This window comes from Pseudomonas sp. B21-059 (assembly GCF_026016285.1).
GTDB lineage: Bacteria > Pseudomonadota > Gammaproteobacteria > Pseudomonadales > Pseudomonadaceae > Aquipseudomonas > Aquipseudomonas danubii.
This window is the reverse complement of sequence record NZ_CP087201.1, coordinates 3,492,114-3,518,736: the sequence shown is the minus strand read 5'-3', so window position 1 is coordinate 3,518,736 and position 26,623 is coordinate 3,492,114. Positions and strand designations below refer to the sequence as shown.

The 26,623-nt window shown below is 63.0% G+C and carries 27 protein-coding genes; 6 read left to right on the top strand and 21 right to left on the bottom strand.

What is annotated here, in order from left to right:
• Window positions 1-167: 167 nt before the first annotated feature.
• From LOY69_RS15490 to arnB, 11 genes are all read right to left on the bottom strand, one after another.
• Window positions 168-872, bottom strand: coding sequence for an HPP family protein (locus LOY69_RS15490; protein ID WP_265074900.1), 705 nt, complete (start codon window positions 870-872; stop codon window positions 168-170).
• Between the two features lie 287 nt (window positions 873-1,159).
• Entirely contained in the window at window positions 1,160-1,675 is a 516-nt protein-coding gene (locus LOY69_RS15485; protein ID WP_265073165.1) for a GNAT family N-acetyltransferase, read from the bottom strand.
• A 42-nt stretch (window positions 1,676-1,717) separates the two neighbouring features.
• Window positions 1,718-3,343, bottom strand: a complete 1,626-nt coding sequence (locus tag LOY69_RS15480) for an ArnT family glycosyltransferase (RefSeq protein ID WP_265073164.1) — start codon at window positions 3,341-3,343, stop codon at window positions 1,718-1,720.
• The gene (locus LOY69_RS15475; RefSeq protein ID WP_110595722.1) at window positions 3,344-4,708 is read right to left on the bottom strand and encodes a UDP-glucose dehydrogenase family protein; all 1,365 of its coding nucleotides are present in this window, start codon (window positions 4,706-4,708) and stop codon (window positions 3,344-3,346) included.
• Window positions 4,705-5,118, bottom strand: a complete 414-nt coding sequence (gene arnF / locus LOY69_RS15470) for a 4-amino-4-deoxy-L-arabinose-phosphoundecaprenol flippase subunit ArnF (protein WP_110595721.1) — start codon at window positions 5,116-5,118, stop codon at window positions 4,705-4,707. The genes LOY69_RS15475 and arnF overlap by 4 nt, the downstream gene beginning before the upstream one ends.
• A complete protein-coding gene (gene arnE / locus LOY69_RS15465; protein WP_102879310.1) occupies window positions 5,115-5,459 on the bottom strand; it encodes a 4-amino-4-deoxy-L-arabinose-phosphoundecaprenol flippase subunit ArnE in 345 nt (114 codons plus the stop codon). The genes arnF and arnE overlap by 4 nt, the downstream gene beginning before the upstream one ends.
• A complete protein-coding gene (arnT, locus tag LOY69_RS15460) occupies window positions 5,456-7,105 on the bottom strand; it encodes a lipid IV(A) 4-amino-4-deoxy-L-arabinosyltransferase (protein ID WP_265073163.1) in 1,650 nt (549 codons plus the stop codon). The genes arnE and arnT overlap by 4 nt, the downstream gene beginning before the upstream one ends.
• On the bottom strand, window positions 7,102-7,986 hold the full coding sequence (arnD, locus tag LOY69_RS15455; RefSeq protein WP_110651792.1) for a 4-deoxy-4-formamido-L-arabinose-phosphoundecaprenol deformylase: 885 nt from the start codon (window positions 7,984-7,986) through the stop codon (window positions 7,102-7,104). Before arnD ends, arnT begins: the two co-directional genes overlap by 4 nt.
• Window positions 7,986-9,992 carry a bifunctional UDP-4-amino-4-deoxy-L-arabinose formyltransferase/UDP-glucuronic acid oxidase ArnA gene (gene arnA / locus LOY69_RS15450; protein ID WP_102879313.1) on the bottom strand — a complete coding sequence of 669 codons (2,007 nt, stop codon included), beginning with the start codon at window positions 9,990-9,992 and terminating at the stop codon, window positions 7,986-7,988. The genes arnD and arnA overlap by 1 nt, the downstream gene beginning before the upstream one ends.
• Window positions 9,989-11,008 (bottom strand): undecaprenyl-phosphate 4-deoxy-4-formamido-L-arabinose transferase, encoded by a 1,020-nt coding sequence (gene arnC / locus LOY69_RS15445; RefSeq protein ID WP_102864990.1) that lies wholly within the window; start codon window positions 11,006-11,008, stop codon window positions 9,989-9,991. Before arnC ends, arnA begins: the two co-directional genes overlap by 4 nt.
• Window positions 11,009-11,013: 5 nt before the next feature.
• Window positions 11,014-12,153: a UDP-4-amino-4-deoxy-L-arabinose aminotransferase gene (arnB, locus tag LOY69_RS15440; protein WP_102879314.1), complete on the bottom strand. Its 1,140-nt coding sequence runs from the start codon at window positions 12,151-12,153 to the stop codon at window positions 11,014-11,016.
• Window positions 12,154-12,630: 477 nt separating this feature from the next.
• On the opposite strand from arnB, the gene xerC reads away from it, so the two are divergent.
• Window positions 12,631-13,575 (top strand): tyrosine recombinase XerC, encoded by a 945-nt coding sequence (gene xerC / locus LOY69_RS15435; protein ID WP_102864992.1) that lies wholly within the window; start codon window positions 12,631-12,633, stop codon window positions 13,573-13,575.
• 11 nt (window positions 13,576-13,586) lie between these two features.
• Here xerC and LOY69_RS15430 read toward each other — a convergent pair whose 3' ends face one another.
• Window positions 13,587-13,799 (bottom strand): FecR/PupR family sigma factor regulator, encoded by a 213-nt coding sequence (locus tag LOY69_RS15430; protein WP_265073162.1) that lies wholly within the window; start codon window positions 13,797-13,799, stop codon window positions 13,587-13,589.
• Window positions 13,800-14,023: 224 nt separating this feature from the next.
• Between LOY69_RS15430 and LOY69_RS15425 the strand changes: the two genes are divergently transcribed.
• Window positions 14,024-14,479 carry a glucosaminidase domain-containing protein gene (locus tag LOY69_RS15425; protein ID WP_242553852.1) on the top strand — a complete coding sequence of 152 codons (456 nt, stop codon included), beginning with the start codon at window positions 14,024-14,026 and terminating at the stop codon, window positions 14,477-14,479.
• Window positions 14,473-14,943: a hypothetical protein gene (locus tag LOY69_RS15420; RefSeq protein ID WP_265073161.1), complete on the top strand. Its 471-nt coding sequence runs from the start codon at window positions 14,473-14,475 to the stop codon at window positions 14,941-14,943. The genes LOY69_RS15425 and LOY69_RS15420 overlap by 7 nt, the downstream gene beginning before the upstream one ends.
• A gap of 18 nt (window positions 14,944-14,961) precedes the next feature.
• On the opposite strand, the gene LOY69_RS15415 is transcribed toward LOY69_RS15420, so the two are convergent.
• The 5 genes from LOY69_RS15415 to LOY69_RS15395 all read right to left on the bottom strand — a co-directional run bounded on the left by LOY69_RS15415 (window position 14,962) and on the right by LOY69_RS15395 (window position 18,824).
• Window positions 14,962-15,279 (bottom strand): hypothetical protein, encoded by a 318-nt coding sequence (locus LOY69_RS15415; protein WP_102879316.1) that lies wholly within the window; start codon window positions 15,277-15,279, stop codon window positions 14,962-14,964.
• Window positions 15,276-15,986 (bottom strand): AzlC family ABC transporter permease, encoded by a 711-nt coding sequence (locus LOY69_RS15410; protein ID WP_265073160.1) that lies wholly within the window; start codon window positions 15,984-15,986, stop codon window positions 15,276-15,278. Before LOY69_RS15410 ends, LOY69_RS15415 begins: the two co-directional genes overlap by 4 nt.
• 125 nt (window positions 15,987-16,111) lie before the next feature.
• The gene (locus LOY69_RS15405; protein ID WP_102880054.1) at window positions 16,112-16,582 is read right to left on the bottom strand and encodes a sn-glycerol-3-phosphate transporter; all 471 of its coding nucleotides are present in this window, start codon (window positions 16,580-16,582) and stop codon (window positions 16,112-16,114) included.
• An 89-nt stretch (window positions 16,583-16,671) separates the two neighbouring features.
• On the bottom strand, window positions 16,672-18,150 hold the full coding sequence (locus LOY69_RS15400; protein WP_265073159.1) for an alpha/beta hydrolase: 1,479 nt from the start codon (window positions 18,148-18,150) through the stop codon (window positions 16,672-16,674).
• On the bottom strand, window positions 18,147-18,824 hold the full coding sequence (locus LOY69_RS15395) for a helix-turn-helix transcriptional regulator (RefSeq protein ID WP_180988385.1): 678 nt from the start codon (window positions 18,822-18,824) through the stop codon (window positions 18,147-18,149). Before LOY69_RS15395 ends, LOY69_RS15400 begins: the two co-directional genes overlap by 4 nt.
• Before the next feature lie 214 nt (window positions 18,825-19,038).
• Here LOY69_RS15395 and LOY69_RS15390 point away from each other — a divergent pair, with 214 nt between their 5' ends.
• The 3 genes from LOY69_RS15390 (at window position 19,039) to LOY69_RS15380 (ending at window position 22,529) form a co-directional block, all read left to right on the top strand.
• Entirely contained in the window at window positions 19,039-20,454 is a 1,416-nt protein-coding gene (locus LOY69_RS15390; protein ID WP_110651781.1) for an MFS transporter, read from the top strand.
• Window positions 20,455-20,490: 36 nt separating this feature from the next.
• Entirely contained in the window at window positions 20,491-21,831 is a 1,341-nt protein-coding gene (locus tag LOY69_RS15385) for a DUF6687 family protein (RefSeq protein ID WP_265073158.1), read from the top strand.
• 80 nt (window positions 21,832-21,911) lie between these two features.
• A complete protein-coding gene (locus LOY69_RS15380; protein ID WP_110651777.1) occupies window positions 21,912-22,529 on the top strand; it encodes a class I SAM-dependent methyltransferase in 618 nt (205 codons plus the stop codon).
• 3 nt (window positions 22,530-22,532) lie between these two features.
• On the opposite strand, the gene LOY69_RS15375 is transcribed toward LOY69_RS15380, so the two are convergent.
• From LOY69_RS15375 to LOY69_RS15360, 4 genes are all read right to left on the bottom strand, one after another.
• On the bottom strand, window positions 22,533-23,477 hold the full coding sequence (locus LOY69_RS15375) for a hypothetical protein (RefSeq protein ID WP_110651775.1): 945 nt from the start codon (window positions 23,475-23,477) through the stop codon (window positions 22,533-22,535).
• On the bottom strand, window positions 23,464-25,089 hold the full coding sequence (locus LOY69_RS15370) for an ATP-binding protein (protein ID WP_265073157.1): 1,626 nt from the start codon (window positions 25,087-25,089) through the stop codon (window positions 23,464-23,466). The genes LOY69_RS15375 and LOY69_RS15370 overlap by 14 nt, the downstream gene beginning before the upstream one ends.
• A gap of 229 nt (window positions 25,090-25,318) precedes the next feature.
• The gene (locus LOY69_RS15365; protein ID WP_123390814.1) at window positions 25,319-25,798 is read right to left on the bottom strand and encodes a copper chaperone PCu(A)C; all 480 of its coding nucleotides are present in this window, start codon (window positions 25,796-25,798) and stop codon (window positions 25,319-25,321) included.
• On the bottom strand, window positions 25,798-26,403 hold the full coding sequence (locus tag LOY69_RS15360; RefSeq protein ID WP_102880055.1) for an SCO family protein: 606 nt from the start codon (window positions 26,401-26,403) through the stop codon (window positions 25,798-25,800). The genes LOY69_RS15365 and LOY69_RS15360 overlap by 1 nt, the downstream gene beginning before the upstream one ends.
• Window positions 26,404-26,623 lie beyond the last annotated feature (220 nt).

Sequence of the window (26,623 nt, the reverse complement as noted above, 5' to 3'; positions counted from 1 at the left end):
ACTTGAGCGCGCCTGCGCTGGCCAGCCGGTGGCTAAGCCTGGCGCGCAATCGACGATGCCCTTGCAGGAACCGGCTTGCCAGCGAACAGGCCTTTTACGCGTGCGGCGCTTCTGAAGCTGTCTTGGCTGGCAAGTCAGCACCAGCGAGGGCGAAGGTTGGGGCGCTATCAGGGTCGCGAGGACAGGACCTGGCCAATGCTGCGCCGGCGGGCGTGGGCTTCGCTGGCGTGGATCAGTTGCTCAAGGTCTTCAGGGGTGACGTCGAAGAATTCTTCCATCTCGGCCAGGGCCTGCTTGAGGTCTTCGGCGGTGATCGCCAGGCTGTCGGCGGGGGCCGCCGAGGGCAGCAGCACCGGAGTATCGCTCGGGCCCTTGGGGTAACGAATCCGCGTCAGGTTGTTGTAGGCCAAGGCACTGGCCAACAGGCTGGCCGCCGCGAGCATCACCGGACCCAGTTCCCGCCACTCCAAAGCCACGCTGGCCGGGTCTGCCAGCACCAGGGTCAGGGCCAGGGCGCCGGCCGGGGGATGCAGGCAACGCAACCAGCACATCAGCACCAGGGCCATGCCCGCCGCGAGGCAGGCGCTGCCCAGGGTCCGGCCCAGGACATGAGCCACCAGCAAGGCCACGACCCCGGCGCACAGGTAGCCGCCGAGGATCGACCAGGGCTGGGCCAGGGCCCCGGAAGACACGGCAAACAGCAGCACCGCCGAGGCCCCCAGCGGACCGATCAGGTGCAGCGCCACCGGCATGCCAAACACCTGGGCGCAGATCCAGACACTGAACAGGGTGCCCAGGGCCATGCCGATGGCGGCACGGCTCCATTCCAGTGGGCGGGTATTGATGGCGGCGGGTTTCCAGCGGGCAAACATCGGCAAGAACGGTCCAGGGCTAAACGACGGGCAAAAAGAAGGGCTTGCCTGGATCACCAGAAAGCCCTTGAACGTTCCAACATTTGGGGGAGGAACGGGCACAGTGTGCCGAGCATTGGTGTAGCTGACAAATTCATAATAATGCCGTTTAAGTGCATTTATTTTGCTGTATTTCACCCCGCGTAGGAGCCGGCTTGCCGGCGAAAGGGGCTTTGAGTCGGGTGCTGGGTCTTGAGGGCGCTTTCGCTGGCAAGCCAGCTCATACAGCCAGCTGTGGCAGTGCGTTTTTACAAGCTCAGGCGCATGGCGCAGCGGCGTGATTCGGGCAGGCCGTGCTGTGTTTCATCGGCCAGGACCTGGCGCAGGCGCGGGCTCAGCTTTGCAGGTTGCAGGGTGACAAAGCCCTGGCGCTGGTAGAAAGGTTCGTTCCACGCCAGTTCGCGGAAGGTGCTGAGGGTCAGGGCCGTGAGCTGCTGTTCCAGGGCGAACTCCCGTGCCGCCTGCAACAGGCGCTTGCCAATGCCTTGGCCCTGGTGGCCAGTGGCAACGGAAATTTCCCACACATGCAGTTCCTGGTCGCAGACCTGGGCATTGAGAAAGGCGCAGCGGGTGCCGTCCTCTGTCAGCGCAACCCAGACCGGGTGGTGTTGGATGTTTTCTCGATGGCTCTGGGCATCGGCCACCTCGGCGTCGGCCAGCCAGGCCAGTTGCGGATCACTGCGAAACAGTGCCGCAGCCGAGGTTTCAATGGCGGGGAGGAAGGCCGCGTCAGCCACCCGCGCCCGGCGGATCTGAATAGTCATGGGCGCGAGTGTAAGGAGCCGCCAGGGGGTTGCGCAACGCTTTCAGGGTGGCGTGGCAGCGCTCTTGGGCAGGTGCAGCAAGACGAAGTCGTTCTTGTCGAAACGCCCGCTCAGCACCGGAGTCAGCCCGGCCAGGGGCGTGCCTTGCAGGCTGGGCAGATCGCTCTGATCAAGAATCACCCAGGCCGGGGCCGGCACTTGGGCCAGGGCGGCAGCCTGATCGGTGAACTGTGGCTGCAGGTCTCGATCCAGGTTGACCATGAACTTGATCGCCTTGGCGTCCTTGCCCATGCGGTGCAGGACTACCGGTGCCGGGTCGGCCTCGATCAGTTGCATGGCGCCGAGGCTGAAGGCGCGAGTGTCATAGAGACGGTGCTCCACCGGTTCGAAGACCCCGATGTAACAGGCCCAGACCGCCAGCACCGCACTGTAGGCCAGGCCCACGGCGCGCCACTGGCGCTTGAACAGCAACCCCAGGGACAGCGCTTGCAACAGGCCGAGGATCAGCAGCATGGGCAAGAGGTGGGTGAGCTGTTCAGGGAATTTGCGCCGCAGTACCAGCAGTCCCACCATCAGTAACCCGGGCAGCAGCAGCCACAGGCCCTGGATCAGCCCCCGCAGCCAGCCCATGACCCGCCCGCGTCCGGCCTGGAACGGATAAGCCGCAACGATCGCCGCCATGGGCAGCATCGGCAGCAGGTAGCGGGCCTTTTTCGCTTGGGGAATCGACAAGCCGATCATTACGATCAGCCCGGCAGCAGTGCACAGACGCAACAGTTTCAGGGCCGGGCCCTGTTCCGCAGGGCGATTGAGCAACACCGCAACCCAAACCAGGATCGCCAGGGGATAGGCCAGGGCGTAGTTGCCCAGGGAACTCGTGAAGTAATAGAAGACGTCGCTGGAGCCTTCGCTGCCGTCCATGCGTCCCATGAACTGCATGCGGATCACCTCGTCGACAAAGGCCTGGCCACCGCTGAGCTTGGCCAGCCACAGCAGCAGGCCGACGCAGGCCACCAGCAGCAACAGCGCGCTGAAACCGACGCCGAACAAACGGCGCCATTGACCGCCCAGCAGGTAGTAGCTGCACAGCATGCCGGTGGGAATCACCAGGCCGATGGGCCCGCGAATGGCAAAGCCAAGCACCAGCAAGAGGAAGATCCAGTCCAGGTGCCGGCGGGCACCGAAATGGTCGTGGGCATAACCCAGGTAGAACACCGCCAGGGACACTGCGGCGAGCATCTGGTCCAGGGAGACAGCACGGGTTTCGCTGATAAAGGTATTGCTCAGCAGCAGCAAGGCGACGCTGAGCAGGGCCCAGGTGCGGGAGTAGGGCGCCAGCAGGCGATAGATCAGGCTGACGATCAGCGCTGAAGCAATGGCCGTCGGCAGCCAGGCGGTAAAGCTGGTGACCTGCCCGGTGGGGAGGGAAAACAGCCACACCAGCAGGGTCGAGGCGCTGGAATAGTCAGCATAGGGCTGGCCATAGGTGGTAGGAAAGAACCCCGGCCCATGGCGCAGCATCTCCTTGGCGAAAAGCACAAAGCGCGAGTCGAAGCCGATGACCGAATCGTGGCCGGCGCCGGCGCAGAACAGCAGCAAGGCCAGCAGCCCCAGCCCCAACGATTGCCAAAGTAATGTGTTCGCAGGGGAACTGGAGTGCGGGTTCATTCAGGCCTCGGTGGACCACTGCTGGTGCGGAATCGGCAGGTTGCGCGATTCACCGCGACCGATCGGGAAGTAGGTGAAACCGTTGCGCGCCAGGCGTTCGGCGTCGTACAGGTTACGGCCGTCGAAGATCACCGGGGCCTTGAGACGCTGCTGGATCAGGTCGAAATCCGGCGCCTTGAACTGCTGCCATTCGGTGCAGATGATCAGCGCGTCGGCGCCATGGAGCACCGATTCCGGAGTGCCCATGAGCATCAGGCGCGATTCGTCCGGGTACAGACGCTGGGTTTCCTGCATGGCTTCCGGGTCGAAGGCCCGGACTTCAGCACCGGCCGCGAACAGCGCGTCCAGCAGCACCCGGCTCGGTGCGTCGCGCATGTCGTCGGTGTTGGGCTTGAACGCCAGGCCCCAGAGGGCAAAGGTCTTGCCTTCAAGGTCGCCTTTGTAGAACGCCTTGATGCGTTCGAACAGCTTGTGTTTCTGCCGCTCGTTGATGGCTTCCACCGCTTGCAACAGGTCACTGGAGCAGTGGGCTTGCTCGGCGCTGTGGATCAGGGCGCGCATGTCCTTGGGGAAGCAGGAGCCGCCGTAGCCGCAACCGGGGTAGATGAAGTGATAGCCGATCCGCGAGTCGGCGCCGATGCCCAAGCGCACCGATTCGATGTCGGCCCCCAGGTGCTCGGCCAGCTCGGCGATCTGGTTGATGAAGCTGATCTTGGTGGCCAGCATGCAGTTGGCCGCGTACTTGGTCAGCTCGGCGCTGCGCAGGTCCATGAACATGATGCGGTCGTGGTTGCGGTTGAACGGCGCGTAAAGGTTGCGCATCACATCGCGCACTTCCTCGCGTTCACAGCCGATGATGATCCGGTCCGGACGGCGGCAGTCGGTGACGGCCGAGCCTTCCTTGAGAAATTCCGGGTTGGAAACGATATCGAACTGCAGCGGGCGGCCGTCCAGGACCTTCTCTATGTGCGCCTTCAAGGTGTCGCCGGTGCCCACCGGCACCGTGGATTTTTCCACCAGGATCACCGGCTTCTCACGGTGGCGGGCCACTGCGTCGCCTACCGACAGCACATAGCGCAGGTCCGCCGAGCCGTCTTCGCTGGACGGCGTGCCCACGGCAATGAACAGCACCTGGCCGTGTTGCACCGCGAGTTTTTCATCGGTGGTGAAGTGCAGGCGCTTGGCTTCGAGGTTTTCCTTGACCAGGCTGGCCAGCCCCGGCTCGAAGATGCTCACGTAGCCTTGTTGCAGCTGTTTGACCTTTTGCTCGTCGATGTCCATGCAGATGACATCGTGGCCGACTTCAGCCAATACGGCGGCTTGTACGAGGCCGACGTAACCACTTCCAAATACACTGATTTTCATGGGGTATTCCTGGGACTTGTCGCGGGTGCAGATCGAGAGTTGATGGTGATGACCCCAAGGATGACCAGGGCCACCCCGAGGCTTTTGGCAAGCGTGAAGGGTTCGTTGAACAGCGGCAGGCTGGCGGCCAGCAGGTAGACCAGGGCGTAGCTGATGCTGAGCAGCGAATAGGCCCGGCCCAGGGGCAGGTCGCGCAGGGCCAGGAGCCAGCAGAGCATCGACAGGGCGTAGGCACCGATGGCTGCGATCACCACCCCCAGGGCGGCCAGATCGACGCTGCCAGCACTCAGCGCCGACAGCCACTGATCCGGGGCGGGCAGGCGGGTCATGCTCCAGCGCATGCCCAACTGGGCGCCGCTGACCAGAGCCACACTGCCCAGGGCGAAGGCAAAACCCTTGACCCGGCTCATGCGTGGCGACTCAACAGCAGCACGCCGCCAATCACCAGGGCCACGCCGAGCCAATGGCGACGGTCGATGGGCTCATGGAAGACGAAGCGGGCGATCAGGGTGATAAACACGAAATTCAGGCTGAGCATCGGGTAGGCCACGCCCACCTCCATGCGTTGTAGCACCAAAAGCCACACCAGCAGGCCCAGGCCGAGGCTGAACAGGGCCAGCCACAGCCAGCCGGAACGCAGTTTTTGCAGGATGCCGGAGGGCTGGTCACGCCAGCTTTCCACGGCAAACTTCTGCGCCACCTGGCCCAGGCAGGTCAGCCCGCAGGCGAGCAACAGCAGCAACAGGCTCATGGCTGACTCTGGGGAATGATGAAGATCACGATATTGCCTTGCTCGTAGCGCTTGGCGTCCTTGGGCAGCAGCTCGACTTCATGTTCCTCGTCGCTGCTCTTGACCCGCATCACCACGCCGATCGAGCCTTGCTTACGGGCTTGCTCGATCCACGGCTGGACTTGGTTCAGGTCGACCTTGCGCGCCGCAGTGTCCTCGTAGCCCAGGCCGTACTTCACTTCGCCCTGGGTGTTGTAAAGGGTCACGTCGGGGCGACGCAGGCGCCAGGCCAGCGCAGCGGCAGCGCCCAGGTCGTTGCTCAGCAGGGCCTTGGCCTGACGCAGTTCGGCCACGTGATCGATGATGAACTGGTCGGGAATCTTGTTGTAGACCACCTTGTTCGGCAGCGCCGCCGGGGCCAGGGCCACCAGCAGGAAGCTGCCCAGGGCCGGGGCGGCCCACAGGCTCAAGGGGCGCATGGCCTGCAACAGGTTGCTGATGATCCAGCCCAGCAACAGGATGTATACCAGGACCAGGTGCTGGGGCTCGTCCACATACACCGGTTTCTTCAGTTGGAAGTACACCAAGGCCAGCAGGGCCAACAGGCCGGCCAGCAGGTTGAGCACACCATTGAGGCTAAGGATCCGGGTCTTGCCGGCGGTCAGACGGTCCATCAGGGTGTGGCCCATCAGCAGGGCCACAGGCAGCAGGCAGGGCAGAATGTAGGCCGGCAGCTTGCCTTTGCTCAGGCTGAAGAAGGCCAGGGGCAGCACCAGCCACAGCAGCAGGAAGCCGCTGCTGTTCAGCCGCCGTTGTTCCCAGGCCTGCTTCAGGCTGGCCGGCAACAGCAGCACCCAAGGCACGCAGAAGCCCACCAGCAACGGCAGGTAGTACCACCAGGGCGAGGCGTGCTGCGCGTCTTCACCGGCAAAGCGGCGGATGTGCTCGTGCCAGAAGAAGAACCGCCAGTAGTCCGGCTCTTGGGCATGCACCGCCAGGGCCCAGGGCAGGCTGACCAGAATCGCCACCAGCACGCCGATGCCGCCATAGGTCAGCAGCGAGCGCAGGCGCTTCTGCCAGATGGCGTAGGGCAGGGCCACCAGCACCGGCAGCAGCCAGGCCAGAAAGCCCTTGGTCATGAAGCCCATGCCGCAGGCCAGCCCCAGCAGCACCCAGGCGCCGATCTGTCCGCGTCGGCTCTGGCAGTCGAAGGTGAACCACAGTGCAACCAGGCTCAGGTTGACCCAGAAGGTGAACTGCGGATCGAGGTTGGCGTAGCCGGCCTGCAGCGCCACCACGGTAAAACTCATGTAGAGCAGGGCGCTGGCCAGGCTCTTGCGCGGGTCATTCCACAGGCGCCGGGCCAACAGGTAGGCCAGGACCACGCTCAAGCCGGTGCTCAGGGCCGACGCCACGCGCACGCCAAACAGGTTGTCGCCAAACAGCGCCTGGCCGATGGCGATCATCCAGTAGCCGGCCACGGGTTTTTCGAAATAGCGGATGCCCATGAAGTGCGGCGACGCCCATTTGCCGGTCAGGAGCATTTCCTGGCTGATCTGCGCGTAGCGGGTTTCATCGGGAATCCACAGGCCGTGGGTGGCCATGGGCAACAGGTAGAACAGACCGAAAGCGATCAGCAGCAGCGGCAGAGCCCAACGTCTGGTCATGCGCCTTGCACTCCCAGCCAGCCTTCACGACCTTCCAGCGCGCCACGCACGACCTTGCCCGCCGGCAGGCTGGCCAGATCCGCCGGGAGCATCTGCCCCAGGGGTTGAAAGTGGATGTCGCGTTGCTTGGCGCTGGCCAGCAACTGGCGGAAATCATTGGCCATGAGAATCCCTTCTACTTCTGCATGCACGGTGTAGACATTGAGTTTGTCCGGACTGAACCGGTCGAGGATGTAGCGGTTGAAATCCTTGGCGGCCACCACCGGCCCGACCACTTCGTCGAAGGTCGGCAGGTCCACCGGAATCTGTGGGGCGCCCAGGCTGCCGTCCGCCAGTCGTGGCTGGAACAGGCTCTGGCCGCGGCAGTCGCTGTTGTAGCGAAAGCCGAACTGTTGCTTGGCTTCGATGACGCGTTCATCGGCGCGCCAACCGGCAGACGCCGAGCAGCTCACCGCTTGCCCGAGAATATCGTTGAGGCTGTCGACGCCACGGCGGATCTGTTCGATCAGCTGTGCCTGACTCCAGCGCCCGGTGTTGGCCTGCCAGCCGTGATGATCCCAGGCGTGCAGGCCGACTTCATGGCCGGCGGCCAGGGTCTGGCGCATCAAGTGCCCCAGGTCGCGGCCGATGGGTTTGCCCGGCCAGGCGGTGCCGGCCAGGAGAATGTCCCAGCCGTACAGGCCCGCGGCATTGGAGCGCAGCATTTTCCAGAGGAACTGCGGACGGATCAGACGCCACAGGTGGCGCCCCATGTTGTCCGGCCCGACGCTGAAGAAGAACGTGGCCTTGACCCCGGCTTCGTCCAGCGATTCGAGCAGCCGTGGCACCCCCTCCCGGGTGCCGCGGTAGGTATCGACGTCAATGCGCAGACCTGCCTGCATCAGCGAGCTTCTTCTTTGGAACGATCGGCGATTTCCAGCATCGCTTCACGCAGGAAGAAGTCCAGGGTATTGCCGATGGTTTGGCTCATCTCCACGGTCGGCTCCCAGTTCAGCAGGCGCTTGGCATTGGCGATGCTGGGCTTGCGGTGTTCCACGTCCTGGTAGCCGGCACCGTAGAACGCCTTGCTCTCGACGTCGCGGAAACCGGCGAACGGCGGGAAGTTGCTGCGCAGCGGGTGAGCTTCGAACTGACGCAGCAGTTCTTCGCCCAGCTGACGGATGCTGGCTTCGTTGTCCGGGTTGCCGATGTTGATGATCTGGCCGTTGCAGCAGTCGTTGTCGTTGTCGACGATGCGCGCCAGGGCTTCGATGCCGTCGGCGATGTCAGTGAAGCAGCGCTTCTGCTCGCCGCCGTCGAACAGACGGATCGGCGTGCCTTCCACCAGGTTGAGGATCAGCTGGGTGATGGCGCGGGAGCTGCCGATACGGGCCGAGTCCAGGCGGTCCAGGCGCGGGCCCATCCAGTTGAACGGACGGAACAGGGTGAAGTTCAGGCCCTTGGCGCCGTAGGCCCAGATCACCCGGTCCAGCAGCTGTTTGGACACCGAGTAGATCCAGCGTTGCTTGTTGATCGGACCCACGATCAGGTTGGAGCTGTCTTCATCGAAGTTGTTGTCCTGGCACATGCCATAGACTTCCGAGGTCGACGGGAAGATCACCCGCTTGTTGTACTTGACGCAGTAGCGAACCAGCTTGAGGTTCTCTTCGAAGTCCAGCTCGAACACGCGCAGTGGGTTGCGGGTGTATTCGATCGGGGTGGCGATGGCCACCAGCGGCAGGACCACGTCGCACTTCTTGATGTGATATTCGATCCACTCGGAGTGGATGCTGATATCGCCTTCGACGAAGTGGAAGTTCGGATGGCTGCGCAGGCGCTCGATGGCGTCCGAGCCGATGTCCAGGCCGTAGACGTCGTACTTGTCGTCACGCAGCAGGCGCTCGGACAGGTGATTACCGATAAAGCCGTTGACGCCGAGGATCAGCACGCGGGTGCGGCGTGGCTTGCGGCCGGACTCGGCACCGCGCAGCAGGGAGCCGTCCACCAGACCCAGCTCATTGGCCAGTTGCGGGCCACCCAGGTACAGGCCGTTGGCGTTGCGCTGGCCGGAGGTGATCACCAGGGAGTCTTCGCCACAGGCGATGCGCAGAGGGTCGACGCTGATGACCCGGCCCGGGGCCTGGCCTTCGTTGCCTTTGGCAACTTCCGCGCTCCAGACGATCAGCTTGTGCTCGCCGACGGCGCAGAAGGCGCCCGGGTACGGTTGGGTCACCGCGCGGACCAGGTTGAACAGCTCTTCGGCGGGGCGTTTCCACTCGATCTTGCCGTCTGCGGCAGTACGACGGCCGTAGTAGCTGGCCTTGGATTCGTCCTGGGCGGTCTCGGTGATCTTGCCCTGGGCCAGCGCCGGCAGGGTGTCGCGTAGCAGGCTGGCAGCGGCGTCACGCAGTTTGTGGTGCAGGCTCAGGGCGGTGTCGCTGCGTTCGATGGCTACGCGCTGCTGGGCGATGATGGCCCCGGCGTCGGCACGCTTGACCATGCGGTGCAGGGTCACGCCGGTTTCGGTTTCGCCCTTGACCAGTACCCAGTTGGCCGGAGCACGGCCGCGGTAGCTCGGCAGCAGCGAGCCGTGCAGGTTGAACGCACCCTTGCGGGCGGTGGCCAGCAGGGGTTCGCTCAGCAGATTGCGATAGTAGAAGGAGAACAGATAGTCCGGGTCGAGTTTGCTGATGCGCTCGATCCACAGCGGGTGGTTGGCATCTTCCGGGGCATGCACGGCAATGCCTTTGCGGGCGCACAGCTGGGCGACGGAGCCGTAGAAGGTGTTCTCCTTGGGATCGTCGGCGTGGGTGAACACGGCAGCGATCTCGTAGCCTGCATTGAGCAGGGCTTCGATGCCCGCACAGCCAATATCGTGGTAGGCGAAGACAACAGCTTTATTGCTCATGGCGAAACCTGATCAGTATGAGTGGAAGTTAAACCGTCGACAGTGACAGCCGGGGCGGGGACCGCCGGCTGGCTGCGCAAGACTTTTTCGATGAAGAAGCGCGGGCGGGCCCGCACGTCGCTGTACATGCGTCCCAGGTATTCACCCAAAAGACCCATGCCGATGAACTGGCCACCGGTGAACACGAACAGCACCGCAAACAGCACGAAGGTGCCGTCGCCGGCCCAGGTGGCGCCGAAGATCAGCCGCAGGATGATCAGCATCAGGGCGAACAGCGCGCCGACGCCGGCCATGCCGAAACCGATGATGCTCAGCAGCCGCAGGGGGGTGGTGGTCATGCAGGTGATCAGATCGAACATCAGATTGATCAGGCGCATCGGGCTGTACTTGGAGTCGCCGTGCTCGCGCTCGGCGTGCTCCACCAGCACCTCGGTGGTGTGCCGGGCGAAGCTGTTGGCCAGGATCGGGATAAAGGTGCTGCGTTCGGTGCAGGCCAGCATCGCGTCGATGATGGTGCGGCGGTAGGCCCGCAGCATGCAGCCGTAGTCGCTCATGGCCACACCGGTGGAGCGCTGCACAGCGAGGTTGATCAGCTTCGACGGCCAGCGACGGAAGGCCGAGTCCTGGCGGTTGTTGCGCACAGTGCCGACCACGTCGTAGCCGAGCTCGGCCTGGGCCACCAGGCGCGGGATTTCTTCCGGCGGGTTCTGCAGGTCGGCGTCGAGGGTGATGACCACGTCGCCGCGGCACTGCGCGAAGCCGGCCATGATCGCCGCGTGCTGACCGTAGTTGCGGTTGAGGATCACCGCCACTACGGGGCTGCCTTCGCGCTCGGCGGCTTCTTGCAGGAGGGTCGCCGACTGGTCGCGGCTGCCGTCGTCCACCAGGACGATTTCAAAGTCGTGCTTGAGCTGGCGGCAGGCCGCTTCGGTGCGGCGCAGCAGCTCCGGCAGGCTCTGTTCTTCGTTGTAGACCGGAATGACGATCGACACGAACTGGATTGGGTAAGGTTTCAAAGGCTTCAGTCCAGGAGGTTGGCAATGGCATCGGAGACCCGTTCGACATCGTCGAGGGTCATGTCCGGGAACAGTGGGATCGAGCATAGACGCGCCGAGTTCCATTCGGTGTGTGGCAGCCGCACATCGGCGAAGCGCTGTCGATAATAGGTATGCAGGTGAGTGGCGATGAAGTGGATGCCGGTGCCGATGTTCTGCTCCTGCAGGCCCTTCATGAAGGCTTCACGGTCCAGGCCGCAGCGTTCGGCGTCGATGCGCAGGATGAACAGGTGCCAGGCGTGCTGCTGCGGGTACTGGGGCAGGTGCAGGGGTTGCACCGGCAGGCCTTCGAGGCGCTGCAGGTAAGCCTTGGCCAGCACTTCGCGCTTGGCGTTGATGTCGTCCAGGCGCTGCAGCTGTACCAGGGCGATGGCGGCGTTGATGTCCGCCAGGTTGTACTTGAATCCGGGCTCGATCACTTGGGCCTGGGGCTTGCGACCGTGGGTCAGGCGATCGTAGGCGTCCACCCCCAGACCGTGGAACTTGAGCATGCGCACCCGGTCGGCCAGGGCTTGGTCGTCGCTGACGAACATCGCACCTTCGGCGCAGGTCATGTTCTTGATGGCATGGAAGGAAAAGATTGCCGTGCCCCGCGCGCCGATGGCGCGGCCGCGATAGGTGGTGCCGGCGGCGTGGGCGGCGTCTTCGATCACCGGGATGCCGTGCTTGTCCGCCAGGGCGTACAACGGGTCCAGGTCGAAGGCGGCGCCGGCGTAGTGCACCGGGATGATGGCCTTGGTCCGTGGCGTAATGGCCGCCTCGATGGTGGCGGCGTCGCTCATCAGGGTGTCGGGATCGACATCGACGAATACCGGGGTCGCCCCCAGCAGGCAGATCATGTTGGCGGTGGAGACCCAGGTCTGCGACGGGGTGATGACTTCATCCCCCGGACCGATGCCCAGGGCCAGCAGGGTGATGTGCATGGCGCCGGTGGCCGACGACAGGGCCACGGCGTGGCGGGCGCCGACGCGGTCGGCGAATTGCTGTTCAAGTTCCTGGTTTTTCGGGCCGGTGGTGATCCAGCCGGAGCGCAGAACCTGCTCCACTGCAGCTATCTCTTCGTCGCCGATACTCGGGCGCGAGAAAGGAAGGAAAGCCTGGTTCATGGTTACCTCGGGTTTAGCTGATGCCGGAAATACGGGGTGATGCGAACGAACGATTGATGGAGCGCGGGGGAGGTCATGCAGTCATCAAGGCTCATCCAGTTATTGGGCCGGGGTGGCGATCCATGCAGCGTTTGAGTAAAGAAGGTGTTTGTTAAAAGTAAATGCAGATCAAGGTGTTATCTTGACAACCTGAGAAAGCACTGCGTTCGGCAGGAGGCTTGTTGGTGGCTGAGATTAAGCGGAAAAATGTGAAACGAATATGAAAAATAGGGCAAAAGTCCGTTTTTCTGCGGGCCAGACAGCTAGTGTTCAGTTTGCTGTCAAGGTTGTAGTGCGGCGGGGTGCCGGCAGCCATTTCAAGGGCTTGAAGAAGCACTTTAAGGAGCGCTTGCAGGAGGCTTTGAACGGTGTCTTGAACTTGGCCATGAACGGCGCAGGGAACTGCGCTCCGGCATCGTCTTTGCCTTCGGGGGGAGCATGACTTCGCAGGAACAACCGGCCGTTGCCGACAACGCTCACAAGGCCAACCCGTTGCGCCTGTACCTGGCCCGTCTGGCGCCCTCCAGCCAGTCGACCCTGCGTTACGTGCTGCAGGACGCCGCCGATCGCCTGGGGTATGACGAACTCAACCTTGAGGACATCCCCTGGCACCACCTGCAACCCGAGCAGGTGACGGCCCTGGTGGCCACATTGCGCCGTGACGGCTATGCCCCGAATACCTCGTCGCTGTACGTCAATGCCCTGCGCGGGGTGATGAACGAAGCCTGGCGCAGCAGTCTGATCAGCCAGGACCATCTGCTGAAAATGCGCTCGGTCAAGGCCATGGGCGGTACGCGCCTGTCCCGGGGGCGCAATCTCAAGCGCGGGCTGATCCAGGACCTGATGGCGGTGTGTGCCGCCGACCCGCGGCCCCAGGGCGTGCGCGACGCGGCAATCATCGCGGTGCTGTACGGCTCGGGCATGCGCAAGTCCGAATCGGTGAACCTGGACCTGGCCCAGGTGGACTTCGTCCAGCGCAGCCTGCAGGTGCTGGCCAAGGGCAACAAGCAACTGATCAAGTACGCCCCGGCCTGGGCCTTCGACAAGCTCCAGGCCTGGCTGGACCTGCGTCGCGCAGACTTGCCGGCAGGCCTTGAGGACGACGCTTTCCTGTTCAACCGGATTCGTCGCGGTGGTCATATCACCCGTGAACGCATCAGCAAGCACGCCATCTACTACATCGCCCGCCAGCGGGGCGCCCAGGTTGGCGTGCGCATCATGCCCCACGACTTTCGTCGTTCGTTCATTACCCGGGTGATCGAGGAACATGACCTGTCGATCGCCCAGAAGCTGGCGCACCACACCAATATCCAGACCACCGCCAGCTATGACATGCGTGATGACAATGAACGACGCCGGGCCATCGACCGCTTCGACCTGTGAGTGTCAGCCGTTCAATAGGTCGGCCGGGAAGGGGACAGATGCCCGGTCAGGTCCCAGGCCTCGAGCATTTTGGCGTACTCAAAGGCGTGGCTTGGGTCACTCTGCAGCCAGTCTTCGAACGCCTGGCGTTCATCCAGGCTGCAATCGGCCTCACGCAGGCGGATGCACCAGTGGGCGGCCTGCATCATCAAGTATTCATCTGCTTCGCTGGCAGGACTGTTCATCGTGCGGTCCTTGTTCAAAGTGGCGCCGCTCATGAGGAACAGGCGCGGCACGTAGAAATCACTTGCAATCTAGAGTGTATAACGAGAAAAAAGCGTCAATTTTTTGCGTGAAATCAGTCATTGGTATCGGTGCGCAGGCCTGAGGCAAGGCCTGGATGCTGCTCTATAATCGGCATGTTTCACCTGTGGCAAATGGAATCGACCAGTCAAATGAGGGAGCAATCGTGAGCGCCAAACTGTGCAACAACACCAATGCCGTGACCTTTGTCAGCAAATACAAGGCAGCCTGCCAGCCGATCGCCGATCAACTGGACCTGCCGGTGGAAAACATCCTTGGCCTGGCGGCCCAGGAGAGCCAGTACGGCGCCGGACGCATTGCCCGCGAGCTCAATAACTATTTCTCCTTGCATGCCCCGGCGCCCCTGCAGAGCGGGGCCGAGGCGCCCCAGGGCAACGCCAACATCAAGGTGGCGAAGTTCGACTCGTTCCAGAAGTGTGCCCAGTCCTTCGCCTTGCGCTATGGCTCGTCGGTGCGCAGCAAGCGCGACCCCATGGAGTTCGCCCAGGCCCTGGTGCGCAGCGGCTACAACAGTGGCGACGCGGCCTCCGGTGGCCGCAACGGTTTTGCCGAGTACCTGGCGAAGATCATTGTCGCGGTCAGAGGGCGCATGGCGTGCTGAGAAAAAATCCCCACGCATGGCTGCTGGGCCTGCCCCTGGCCTGCGCGGCACTCGTCGCCTGTGCCGGTGCAGTGCTGCAGCCGGATGAGGTCAAGGCCACGGGCCTGACCCGCGAGCAGGCCCAGGAAGTGCTGCTGGTAGCCTTGAAGCATCAGGACTATCAACTGAGCAACCCCGGGGTCTTTGTCGATGGTGACCTGCAGGACGACAGCGGCCAGCCGCCGCATCCGGGCTACTTCGACTTCAGCCTCGGCTACAACGATCCCAAGGCCGGCGCCACTGAGTACTGGGGGCTGTTCTCGGTGAGTACCGCCACCGGCGATGTCTGGGAAATCAACAGCTGCAAGCGTCTGGACGGCAGTGAGTTGCGGGCCTTGCAGGGGCAGATCATGGCCCGTACCGGCAAGACCCTGGCGGATGAAGAGCCCCAGCGCCAGGGACTGGGTTGCGAGGATCAACCATAGTCCCGAAACCGGCCTGCATCAGGCCGCAGCGCTCAGGTGCAGGACCGTAAAATAGGCCGCCGTGCCAATCGCCGCGGTGCTGATCAGGCCCAGGCTGTTGCTCAGGGCAATGAGCCCCACCAGCAACAGGGACACCGAGGCTGCCAGGGGCTCGCGGCTCATCTCGCTGAAGGCGATGTACACCGCGAAGTTGATGAACACCGCCACCGGCAGCACCCGCTCCAGGCAACGCTGCAGGCCGGGTTGCAGGCGGATGCTCACGAACGCCGGAATGATCCGCACCAGGCAACTGGTGGCCAGTAGCGCAGCAATGGTGACCCAGGCCGAATCGTTCATGGCTTGGCCCTGGAAAGCAGGACAGTGCTGATCAGCACACTGGGAATCCAGAAGTACAGGGTGCCCAGGAGCATGATCAATACCAGGGTCACCGCGACACAGAGCGCCACCATCGACAAGATGGCCAGACGACGTTCGTGCGCCAGGCTCAAGCGGCTGCGCAACTGCGCCAGCGACAGGTACATCAACACCACGCTGGCCGGGTAGCCCAGGTTGACCTCGGTGCCGATCCACTGCAGCGGCAGCCATTTGCCCAGCCATGCCCCCAGCACCCCGGCCAGTGCCCAGGTCAGGAAGATCGTTGCGCGTATCACCAGCACCGTGACCGGATTGTCCCGTTCGTGCTCGGTGGCGTAGGCCTCGTCCCCCAGCATATGGGCCGCCGCGGCCTTTTGCAGGAACCCCCGGGGCAACCGTGGGCTGGAGGTGAAGGCAATGGGCAGGTAACGGCTGTTGATCGAAGCCGAGACCAGCAGCAGGGTGAAGAACCCGGCTCCCGACTGGGCCAGGGGCAGGGCGGCGAACTGACCGCTGCCGGTGAATCCCAGCAGCCCCACCAGTGCCACCTCCAGCAGTGACCAGTCGGCGCGACCTGCCAGCAGGCCGAACAGCATGCTCACCGGGACAATGGCCAGCGCGGCCGGGGCCACCCTGCGCAGAGCACCTGACGTGCTTTGTGCGAACGGCATCTGTTGCTCGACCTGCATAGGTTTCCTCACCTTTTGCTCATTACCGAGGCAAAGACCCGGAGCGGCGCCCCAGTCATTGGTCGAGGGAGTCTAGGAAAGGCAGCGAGACAGCGTCTTGTACGATTGTGCGAGTTTGCCGGGGCTCAGAAGCGGTAGCCGACGTTGACCATCACTGCGGCAGCGCCCAGCACCACCAGCTCGGTGCCCACCGGTCCGTAGTGCACGCCCACCGCCGGAATCAGCACCGGCGCCACGCCAAAGTGGTTCAACGGGATCTTGTCCTTGTAGTCGCCCTTGTAGCCCTGGATCAGGCCGCCGCTGAGCTTGGCGTAGACCGGCCAGTCGGCGTGTTCCCAGGCCTTGCCCAGGTACGCGTAGTAGGAGCGCTGGGAGAAGGAGTTGCGAAAGGTGCTCACGCCCCACAATTGACCGTCGGCGTAGTTGCGCTCCAGGCCGATCAGATCCTGGTGGTTGTTGTGGTCGGGATCGTTGCTCCAGTGGTTGGTGTAGACGCTGGTCTGCACGTACCAGTAGTCCTGTTGCGCGGCGGCTTGCAGCGTCTGGCTGGCGGCGGCCAGCAGCAGGGCCAGGCCCGCGGCTTGGGTTCGAAGCATTGCTTTCATCAGGGTTCCCTGCCATCGCGGCAGTCGTGCCCCCTCGGAAATCAAGGGGGAAAAGGGGGCAGACGCTAACATCCAGCTATTCAGCGAATCAATGATTGAACTGTTGCTTGATCTATATCGGCTTCGATGCGCTGGATCAGGTAGGGGAAGAACGGGTTGGCGGTCAGGCGCATCAGTTCCTCCATGGGCACCACCAGCACGCCGCGTTCACCGCGGGCGGCGATGGTGCCCAGGTGCACGCCGAAGTCTTCTCCGGGGGTGGGCTGGGTCCCGTACAAACCGTCGTCCACAGGGAACGGCAAGGCCACGTGGGACAAGGAAAACACCCCCGCCGGATAGGCTAGATCCAGGGGCCGTCGCTGGCTGTCCAGGCTCAGGGCGGGGGTGCTGACTTCGGCCAGGGTCGCGCCGTCGCTGCCTTCATTGGTCAGCACCCGGGTGCTGTAGTTGCGCGGCGGTGCCGGCAGCAGGCTGGCCAGGGAGGTGAGGCTGGCGGGGTCCAGCAGGCCTTCGAAGTCCCGGTCCCGGTTGAGGTCGAAAATCACCAGCTCACTGCCGTTGGCCGGCAGTTGCCGGTACAGGCCGGAGACCAGGGCAGGGGTACTGACCGTGGCATCGGTCAGTGACTGGAAGCTGAGGATCGGTGGCAACCGGTTCAGGCGCGGGTCGCCCACCAGGGCCAGCAACTGGCTTTGCAGGGCATCGGTCAGCAGCCATGACTGGCGCGCGGCATTGACCGGAAACGAGTTGTACTTGAACGGGTTGTACTCAGGGCGCAGGTTCAGCCAGGCCGCCTTGCTGAAGGCCGGAAACACCGCCGGCCAGCCGGCCACACCGGCAAAGCGCGCCGACGGGGCCACGCCGATCATCGGCGAAATCAGCACCAGGCGCTGGGCCTGCGGCAACTGCGGATTGTCCAGGGCGTCCAGGGCGTACTTGACCGCCAGGGCACCACCGTTGGAGTAACCGACGACATGCAAGGGCGCAGGCGCCGGGACTTCGGCCCGAGCGGCACGCAGGGCCAGGCGGGTGGCGGCCAGCCAGTCCTGCCAGTGGGCGTCGGTCAGGCCGGCCGGCACCGTGCCGTGGCCGGGCAGGCGCAGGCCGATGGCCAGGTAACCGTGTTCGACGTAGCGCCTGGCAACGTGGCGCAAGCTGTAGGGCGAGTCGGTCAAACCATGCAGCAGCACCACCACGCCCCGTGGCGTGCCTGAGGGCCGCAGCAGGTAGGAGCGGTTCCAGTCGGTGGCAAAGCGGGGCGGGTAGACCCGGCTGTCCACGCGATAACGGTTGAAGGGCGGGACCTGGGTCGGGTCCAGGCGGTCGCTGACTTCACGCCGGACTTCGGCAAACAAACGCTCCTCGGCCTGCATCCAGGCCGCCCAGTCGGCGCGATCGATCTGTTCGATGCTCAGTTCATGGGGCACCCGCAGGTGCCAGGGTTGCAGCGCCGGACCCCGCTCGCTGTCGTAGGCACGCCAGGCCAGCAGGGTGAGTGCGGCAACGCCGAGGATCAGCGCGCCACCCTTGAGCAGGCGCGACAGGGTCGGGGCGATCACGGGCGGGGACTCGGTTGGAGGGCGCTGATGCGATAAACGCAGCGTCGATCGCCAGTGATCAGGTGCTCCACGCGCTGCACCTGGCCCAGATCGCCAATGGCGGCCTGGAACACTTGCAGTTCGGAGCGGCAGAAACCCTGGCACTGCTGGGCCGCGACACAGATCGGACAGTGACTCTCGATCAACAGCCAGCCCTCGCCGTCGGCCTCGACACTGGCCATGTAGCCGGCGACTTCACGGATCTGCGCCAGGGCCCGGACCCGTTCTTCCAGGGTTGGTAGCGGGGCGCAGACGTCGAGGTACTGCGCGGTGTTGACCCGCTCCATATCAGTGACGATGCGTTCCACGCCGTCGGCCCCATAGACCGCGCGAATCGAATCGATCAGTTGCAGGGTCAGGTGGGCATGGGTGTCGGGAAAACGGGCCTGGGCCTGCTCGGTCAACACCCATTTCTGCGACGGACGCCCGGCGCCCTGGGCCGGCATCATCTGCCCGGCGATCAGTTCAGCGTCCAGCAGTTTCTGTAGCTGCTGGCGGGTGGCTTCCAGGGACACCTTGAGCAGCGGGGCCAGGTCGGCGGTTTTCAAGGGGCCGCGGGTTTTCAGCAGAAACAGAATTCGCTCGGCGGTGGCTCCGGGGTTCTTCTTCTCGGCAGGGGAGGATATCGAGGACATGCTGGGCCATTAACCAATGCGCAAGTGGGGTATCAAGGGCGTGCTGGACGCTGCTAACCGCGCAAGCATAACAGGCTCCGGCCAAGGGGCCCGGCGATTGTCGCGCTTTGAACGGCGGATTGGGCAAGAGAGCGAGACGATGAAAAATTAATTATCAAAGTAATTGCTTGTGTAATACAGTGCGGCTTTATCGAACACCCTAAGGGAGCAAGGCATGGCTTCGACAAACGGATGGTCAGCACTGTTACTGGGCAAGAACGGACTGCGCTCGGCAGCCCTGGCCGGTGGCGTGGCGCTGCATGCAATCAATGTGTACCTGGTCACCACGCTGTTGCCTTCGGTGGTCAAGGATATCGGCGGCCTGGACTACTACGCCTGGAATACCACCTTGTTCGTGGTGGCCTCGATCATAGGTTCGGTGCTGTCCACCCGGGCCCTGGGGATACTGGGGCCGAAGCTCGCCTATGCCCTGGCCGGCCTGGTGTTCATGCTCGGTTGCGGCCTGTGTGCCCTGGCCCCGGACATGGGCTGGCTGATCATCGGGCGCAGTGTCCAGGGCCTGGGCGGAGGGCTGCTGTTCGCCTTGCCCTACGCGATGATCCGCCTGGTGTTCGACGAGCCGCTATGGCCCCGGGCGATGGCGCTGATTTCCGCCATGTGGGGCGCGGCCACCCTGATCGGCCCAGCCGTGGGCGGGGTCTTCGCCGAACACGGCGCCTGGCGTGCGGCGTTCTGGGTGCTGCTGCCCTGCACCTTGCTGTTCATGCTGCTGGCGATCGCCCTGTTACCGGGCAAAAGCCGCGAAACGGCGCCCCGCAGCCCCATTCCCGGGCTGCAACTGGTGTTGCTGACCGCGGTGGTGCTGGCGATCTCCATTGGCAGCATCACACCTTCGCCCGGGTACAACGCTTTGGGGCTGGGCGTCGGTCTGGGCCTGTTGCTGCTGGTGGTGGTGCTGGAGAACCGCTCCGGCAAACGTCTCTTGCCCCGCGACAGCCTGAAGTCCGGCAGCCCCTTGCTGGCGCTGTACCTCTCCATGGCGCTGCTGGTGGTGGGCATGACCAGCGAGGTCTTTGTGCCGCTGTTCCTGCAAGAACTGCATCAGCAGACGCCCTTGCTGGCGGGTTACATCGCCGCGCTGATGGCGGCCGGCTGGACCCTGGGGGCGATCTTCAGCTCTGGCCTGAGCCCCCTGGGCGCGGCCCGGGCCATCGCCAGCGGGCCGTTTCTGGTGGTGGCCGGCCTGCTCCTGGCCTGTCTGTTCATGCCTGCCACGGCCACGCCGCTCCTGAGCCTGGGGGCGGTGTGCCTGGCCATGTTGCTGGTGGGCACAGGGATCGGCCTGGCGTGGCCCCATCTGTTGTCCCGAGTCCTGGAAAACGCGGCCGATGACCAGAAGGAGCTGGCGGGCGCCTCGATCACCACGGTGCAACTGGTGGCCACGGCCCTGGGCGCGGCGCTGGCGGGGATGATTGTCAACCTGGCCGGACTCAGCTCCAGCGCCGGTGTTGCCGGTACGGCCCAGGCCGCGGCCTGGCTGTTCGGTCTCTACGCCGGGGTATCGGCCCTGCTGTTTATCAGCATGCGTCAGGTCCGGCGCCACCATACCCGGGCGCTGGCCGAGGCCTGAGGCCTGCCTGACTCATCACACTTCAAGGACATACAGATGAACAGCCTCAATACCGCTTGCCAGGAACAGGGCTTCCTTTTCGATCCAGGAGTCGCCCCATTGTTCGCGCACCTGGACCTTCGCCTGCTGGGGGGACGCGCCATCGGCATTGCCGACAATCAGTTCACCGATCTGTTCAGCGTCCTCGGCGGCCCGGGCTGCGGGGTGTGCAATGGCAACCCTCGGGACCTGCGCCGGGAGAACCTGCGCCAGTTCAGCTATCGCCTGGACGGTTCGGGCGAACTCAGCAGCGCAACGCCGGCGCTGCGGGAGCTGCCCCGGCAGTTGCATCAGCGACTGGCGCCCGGCGCCGGCGAAGCGCCGCTGGAGCTTGGCTTGCAACCCTGGCGCCTGGGGCCCCACAGCCCCTATGGATTCCTGCCCCTGGGCCAGACCCGCAGACGGTCCAATATCTCCCTGGATTCCATCGACAATCCGGCCACCGTGCTGACCCTGTCCCATTGGCCGGCCAACAAGACTCCCAGCGCCTACAAGGCCAACCTGTCCACCACCAGCGCCCTGATCTTTCTCCAGCAGGGGCTGAGGGTGGAACAGGCGCAGGTGATCACCAGCGATCATTTCGATCTTGACGGGCTGGCCTCGGTCTACGCCTTCCTGGCCCCCGAGCAGGCCCTGCGGCACCGTCAATTGCTGATCGATATCGCACGACTCGGCGACTTCACCCGGGGCACTTCGTCCCAGGCCCTGCACTGCGCCTTTACCCTGCATGCCCTGGCCGCCCGAGTGCGCAGCCACAGCCAGGGCGGCAACGACCGGCAACTCATGGCGCGTTTCACCGCACTGCTGCCGCAACTGGCCGATGTGCTGGATAACACCCGGCGTTACGCCGAGCTGTACGACCCGGCCATGCAGGAGCTGCAGCGCAGCACGGCGCTGGTGGAGCATCCCGCCACACGGATCGAAGAGTACCCGGACATCGATCTGGCGATCTTTCGCCTGCCTGACGGCGCATGGCAGGGCGAGGGCGAGTACTTCGGCCTGTCGCCGGTGGCGTTGCACAATCGCAGCCGCTGCGCGGTGCTGGCCATCGTCAATCAGGGGCGTATCGAAATCCGCCAGCGTTATGAAAGCTGGGTCGAGCGCAGCAGCGGCATTCCCCGGGCCCGTCGGGACCTGGCGATCTTCGCCCGGGCCTTGCAGGAAACGGAGCGCACTCCTGGGCAGTGGCACTACGACGGGGTGCAGGCAATCATGCCGGGCCTGAGGTTTGTCGCCGACCGGCCCAGCAGCCACTCCAGCGACAAGTTGCTGGCCGAACTGCGTCAGTTCCTTGGCCACGCCCCGGTGGCCTGGGATGCCAACGGCCAGGCCACATAACGCAGCACCGCCAACTTCGCTTTGCCTGGCGCCCTTGTGCTGTAATCCGCGGCCACCGAACAGCACAAGGAAGCCTGTGGATGCACGAATCCGCCCGTCACATCGTCGATCTGTACCAGCGTCATGCCCAGGCTTGGGACCGGGCGCGTAGGGCCAACACCCAGGCATTTCACAGCGAACAAGCCTGGTTCGAACGCTTTCGCCAGGTCATGGGGACTGGCCGGCAGGTACTGGACCTGGGGTGTGGCGGTGGCGAGCCGGTAGCGCGCTATCTGCTCGAACATGGATACGCGGTCACTGGCGTCGACAGCAGCGCCGCCTTGCTGGATCAGTGTCGCCAGCGCTTTCCCCAACAGCAGTGGATCAATGCCGACATGCGCGGTCTGGCCCTGGACCAGGACTTTGCCGGCATTCTGGCCTGGAACAGCCTGTTCCACCTGAGCCCGGACGATCAGCGCGCCATGTTCGCCGTGTTCGAACGCCATGCCGGCCCCGGCTGCGCCCTGATGTTCACCAGCGGACCTGCAGCAGGGGAGGCTATCGGCGAGTTCGAAGGCGAGGCCCTGTACCACGCGAGCCTGGACCCGGGGGAATACTGCACCTTGCTCGACACCCATGGTTTCGAGGTGGTGCAGCAGGTCAGTGAAGACCCGGAGTGCTGCGGGCTTACGGTGTGGTTGGCGCGGGGAATTTGCTGAGGCTCAAAGCGCCTTGAGGTTTTTGGCGATATCCAGCAGGCAGATGCCCAGAGCACGTTTTTCAACGTCATACGGGGCGAAACCAAGGATGAACAACGGACGTATCATCAACTTTTCAAGGACATCATCACTTTCCTCCAGGGTCTGGATGCGCAGGAGCATGTCGTTCATTTCGGCGCGATGCCATTGATAACGCTCTTGCAGGCGAAAGAATTCGGCGAAATTCTGCCAGGCGCCATCGCCGGTGACACTCAGTCCGAGCTCTTCATCAGTGAGTCCGTGTATTCCCAGTGCGGAGCCCTCCACCTTGAAACTCATCCTGAGAGCGGAATCGTCGAATGGGTGCGGAATCGTCTGCTTGGGGTCCTTGGCGCCCTTGATCGTCGTGGAGTTGCAGCGGTCACAACAGGGGATGAGGTTGTACAGCGAAACGGCCAGGTACGGGTAGATCGATTGAGGCAGAAAATGATCCAGAGGTGGGCGCAGCTCCAGCTCCCCTGAGTTCTTTGCCCGTTGTTCGTGGTAGTTCACATGGTTCATATGGCAATAAGGGCAGATACGGAGAGAGTGCTGAGCTACCAGCTTGTAGGCATTCCATCCGTCATCCTTATCGTCAAATTTCGCGTAGTTGAATAGTTCATTGAGCTTATTAATCAGAAGCTCCATTTGCGGATGATCTTTCCTTTTCTTGCCTCGAGGACGCTTTACTAAATACTCCAATAGATCTTGCGCATCGTCTTCGACTTGATCAATCACACTCCGGAGTTCCTGCACGCCGCCGATGAGAATATCCCGGCGCCTGTCTTTCAACCTTTCGCGCAATTTAGTGGCACAGGCCGGGTAGTCGTCGAGTTCCGTCCAGTGATTGAGTACCTCGTCGAAACGTTTTCCCAGGGTTTTCAAGTGCAGATCTTCGACCTCGCGAGAGAGGGCCTTAAACTTGAGCATCTGATTTCATCCCCAGCACCAACAGTTGATCCATGACGTGGGATTGCAGCGTTTCACTGGCCAGGGTTTTGGTGATACTCAAGGCCCTGTTCATTTGCTGGGAGTCGAGCCTGCCCCGGTTGAGGAGCCTGGACAATTCGCTCAGTCGCTGGGCGTTGCAGGAACCGGTGAAACTGTCGACCTTAAACACCTTCGTCAGGGTCTGCTTGGCGGTGTACCCGAACGCATTGTCCAATCGCTTGCAGTCCAGGTCGAAGAGGCGATTGGCGGGGGTGTCCGCTACAACAAGCAACGAGTGGGTTGAAATGAACAGGTGGGTGCGTTTGGCAACGCTTGCGAACTGCTGAATGAATTCCAGCAAGTCGTGAATGTAAAGGCTCTGCCATTTGGGGTGCATGAACAACTCGGCTTCATCCAGGCATAACACCAGGCTGCTGGCTTCAGACTGGAGCTCGAACTCACCGATGGCCTTGGCGACCGAACAGTAGAGGGACATCATGCTGGCCTGGCCGGAGCTCAGTGCTTCAAAGGAGAGCTCCAGCAGACCGAGTGCCGCGACTTCAGAAAGCAGGCCTTCATGCCGGCGGATCTGCTGACCGATCTTTCGATTCAGGTATGACAGGCTTGCTCTGCGGTTCCATTGGCGAAGACCGTCAAAGAGTTTCGCGACCACCTCCAGGGCCTGTTGTGCCTCGAATAACAGTTCCATCAGCAATGGGTCGTTCGAAAGCAGGTTGAGCTGCTCGAGGTTGGATGTCAGGTGATCATCCAACCAAGGCTGGTTTTCTCGGATCATCGTTACCAACGCATTTATCAACTCATGACGTTGATGTTCATAAAACCTGTCGGTAGCCCTCAACAGGGTAAAGGACAAGATGAACTTGGTTGCGACCGAAGCGCTTCGATCCAACTCTTGCATATAGGATTTGAGTTCTGGCTGCAGATTGCTGTACGTCCGAGTACCGTGCCTGCCGTAGGTCCTGAGCGCTTCTACCAGAGAGATCGGCTTGACCGTTATGTTGACCTGGGTCGTGGAAACAAAATCGGCTCGCCCCTTGAGGTAGGGATAGGCACTGAATGCTGCGATCGGGTCCGATTGCCTGGCCTGCCACGCTTGTGTGCTGAGGTCCTTGACTCCCCGCGCCTTCAAACGATTCAGTCTGGCTCTTTCAAAAGGAGAGGTCGTATAGAAAGCCGTGAAAAAATCAGGCATCGCGGATCTGTTGAGTTCATTCATCACCTCACCAGCTTGCAGTTCGACGCCTTGAAGCGAGGTGCCTTTTGCCAGGTGCAGGCCAGTCCGGTCCTCCCAAAGCACACTGATGTTCGAGTCGTTACTCCAGTTGACCAGACCCTCGCACAACTCAAGCAGCATCGCGGTTTTGCCACTGCCATTTTCGCCATAAAGCGTGGTGAATGACGCAACGCTCAATTCGGCAGAGGCTATCGGCGTCGACCGCCGTGCAATCTGCAGGCAGTAAGAAGGCTGGTCGGTGATCGGAGATGTTTTTTCAAAAGCCACTTCATAGTCGTCGGTGAGCGGCAACACCACCGGTTGCCCTGGCTTATCGGCGAAAAAAAGCACATGAATCACTGTGCGGTCTGGCGACATATCGAATCCTTGATGGTGCTTGCCCAGGTCGTGGCGTGCTCGATGATCGATCGGGTCAACGCGGGGAAATGGCTTTTAGCCATGTTTTTTGGCGAGTGGCGCGTAGAGTGGCATACGGATCGGCGTGGGGAAATAGCCCCGCGCGGTTGAGATCCAGGCAAAAAAAAGCCGCGCTTGCTGTCTCTGGCGCGGCTTTTTTATGGCCCGGGAGCCTGTGTTTCAGCTCACTTTAGTGCTTCATCATGCTGTGATCCGGCGCATTCAGCGCGCGGGCCTGGGCTTGGACCTTGATGGTTTCCTTCTCGCCCTTGGCGTTTTCCACGATCAGGGTCAGGGGCACTGTGTCGCCGGCCTTGATCTGGCCGGTCAGCTCCATGAGCATCACGTGATAGCCGTGGCTGTCCAGGCTGACTTTCTTCCCGGCCGGCAGGGCCAAGGCGTCCACTTGCTGCATGCTCATCACGTCGTTGTGCATGCTCGACTGATGGATCTGCACGTTCTTGGCCACGGGCGATTGCACTTCAACCAGCTTGCTGTCGCTGCTGGCGGTGAGGTCCATGAAGGCGCCGCTGGCGTGCTGGCCAGGGACGGTGGCGCGGACCCAGGCGTTGTCCACCTGGGTCGCGGCGCTGGCGGTGCCGGCCAGGCCCAGCAGGGAGAGCATCAGCAGGGCGGATTGGATCCGGGATGGGCGACGTTGCGAGTTCATTAACAGACCTCCATGACGGTGAGCAGATCTTCCGCGCACTCTTGGGCGTTGAGGGACTGGGACAGACCCAGGCGCAAGGTGCCCCGGGAGTCGTAGACGAAACTGGTGGCGGTGTGGGACAGGGTGTAGGTCGAACCGCTGGGGATCTTTTCGTAGAACACGCCAAATTCCTTGGCGGTGGCCGCGGTTTCTTCCAGGGTGCCGTAAAGCGCCTCGAAGCTCGGGTCGAAGGCTTTGACGTAGGCGTCAAGCACCTCGGGCGTGTCGCGCTCGGGGTCCAGGGTGATGAACACCACTTTCAGGCGGTCGCCGTCGCGGCCCATGAGCTTCTTGGCCTGGGCGGCGCGGGCCAGGGTGGTGGGGCAGACCGCCGGGCACTGGGTGAAGCCGAAGAAGATCATCGGCATCAGGCCACGGTAGCTGGACAGCGACTTGGTTTCGCCCTGGGAATCGGTGAGTTTGAAGGTGCGGCCGAGAATCTGATTGCTCAGGTCCTTGCCATATTTGAAGGACAGTCGGGGACTGTTGTCGCAACCGGCGAGCAGGCCCAGGCCAAGCACCCCGGCGCTGGTAAGCAGGGTGCGGCGAGTCAGCAAAACACTCATGAAATAACGCCCTTTGAACAGCCAGACAGGCAAAAACCCGCGCATGGTAGCAAACAGACGAAAGCAGCGGCGGGCTAATTAGACCAATGCCTGCGGCCATCGGTCGCAGTCTGGGTTGTGGATTGAGCCGGACTCACGGCCAAGTGTCGAACGCTGCCCGGAGGCGGGTCCTGCTGTTGCAGCCATGCCCCGGACGATCAACCTCTGGGCCTTGGGCGAT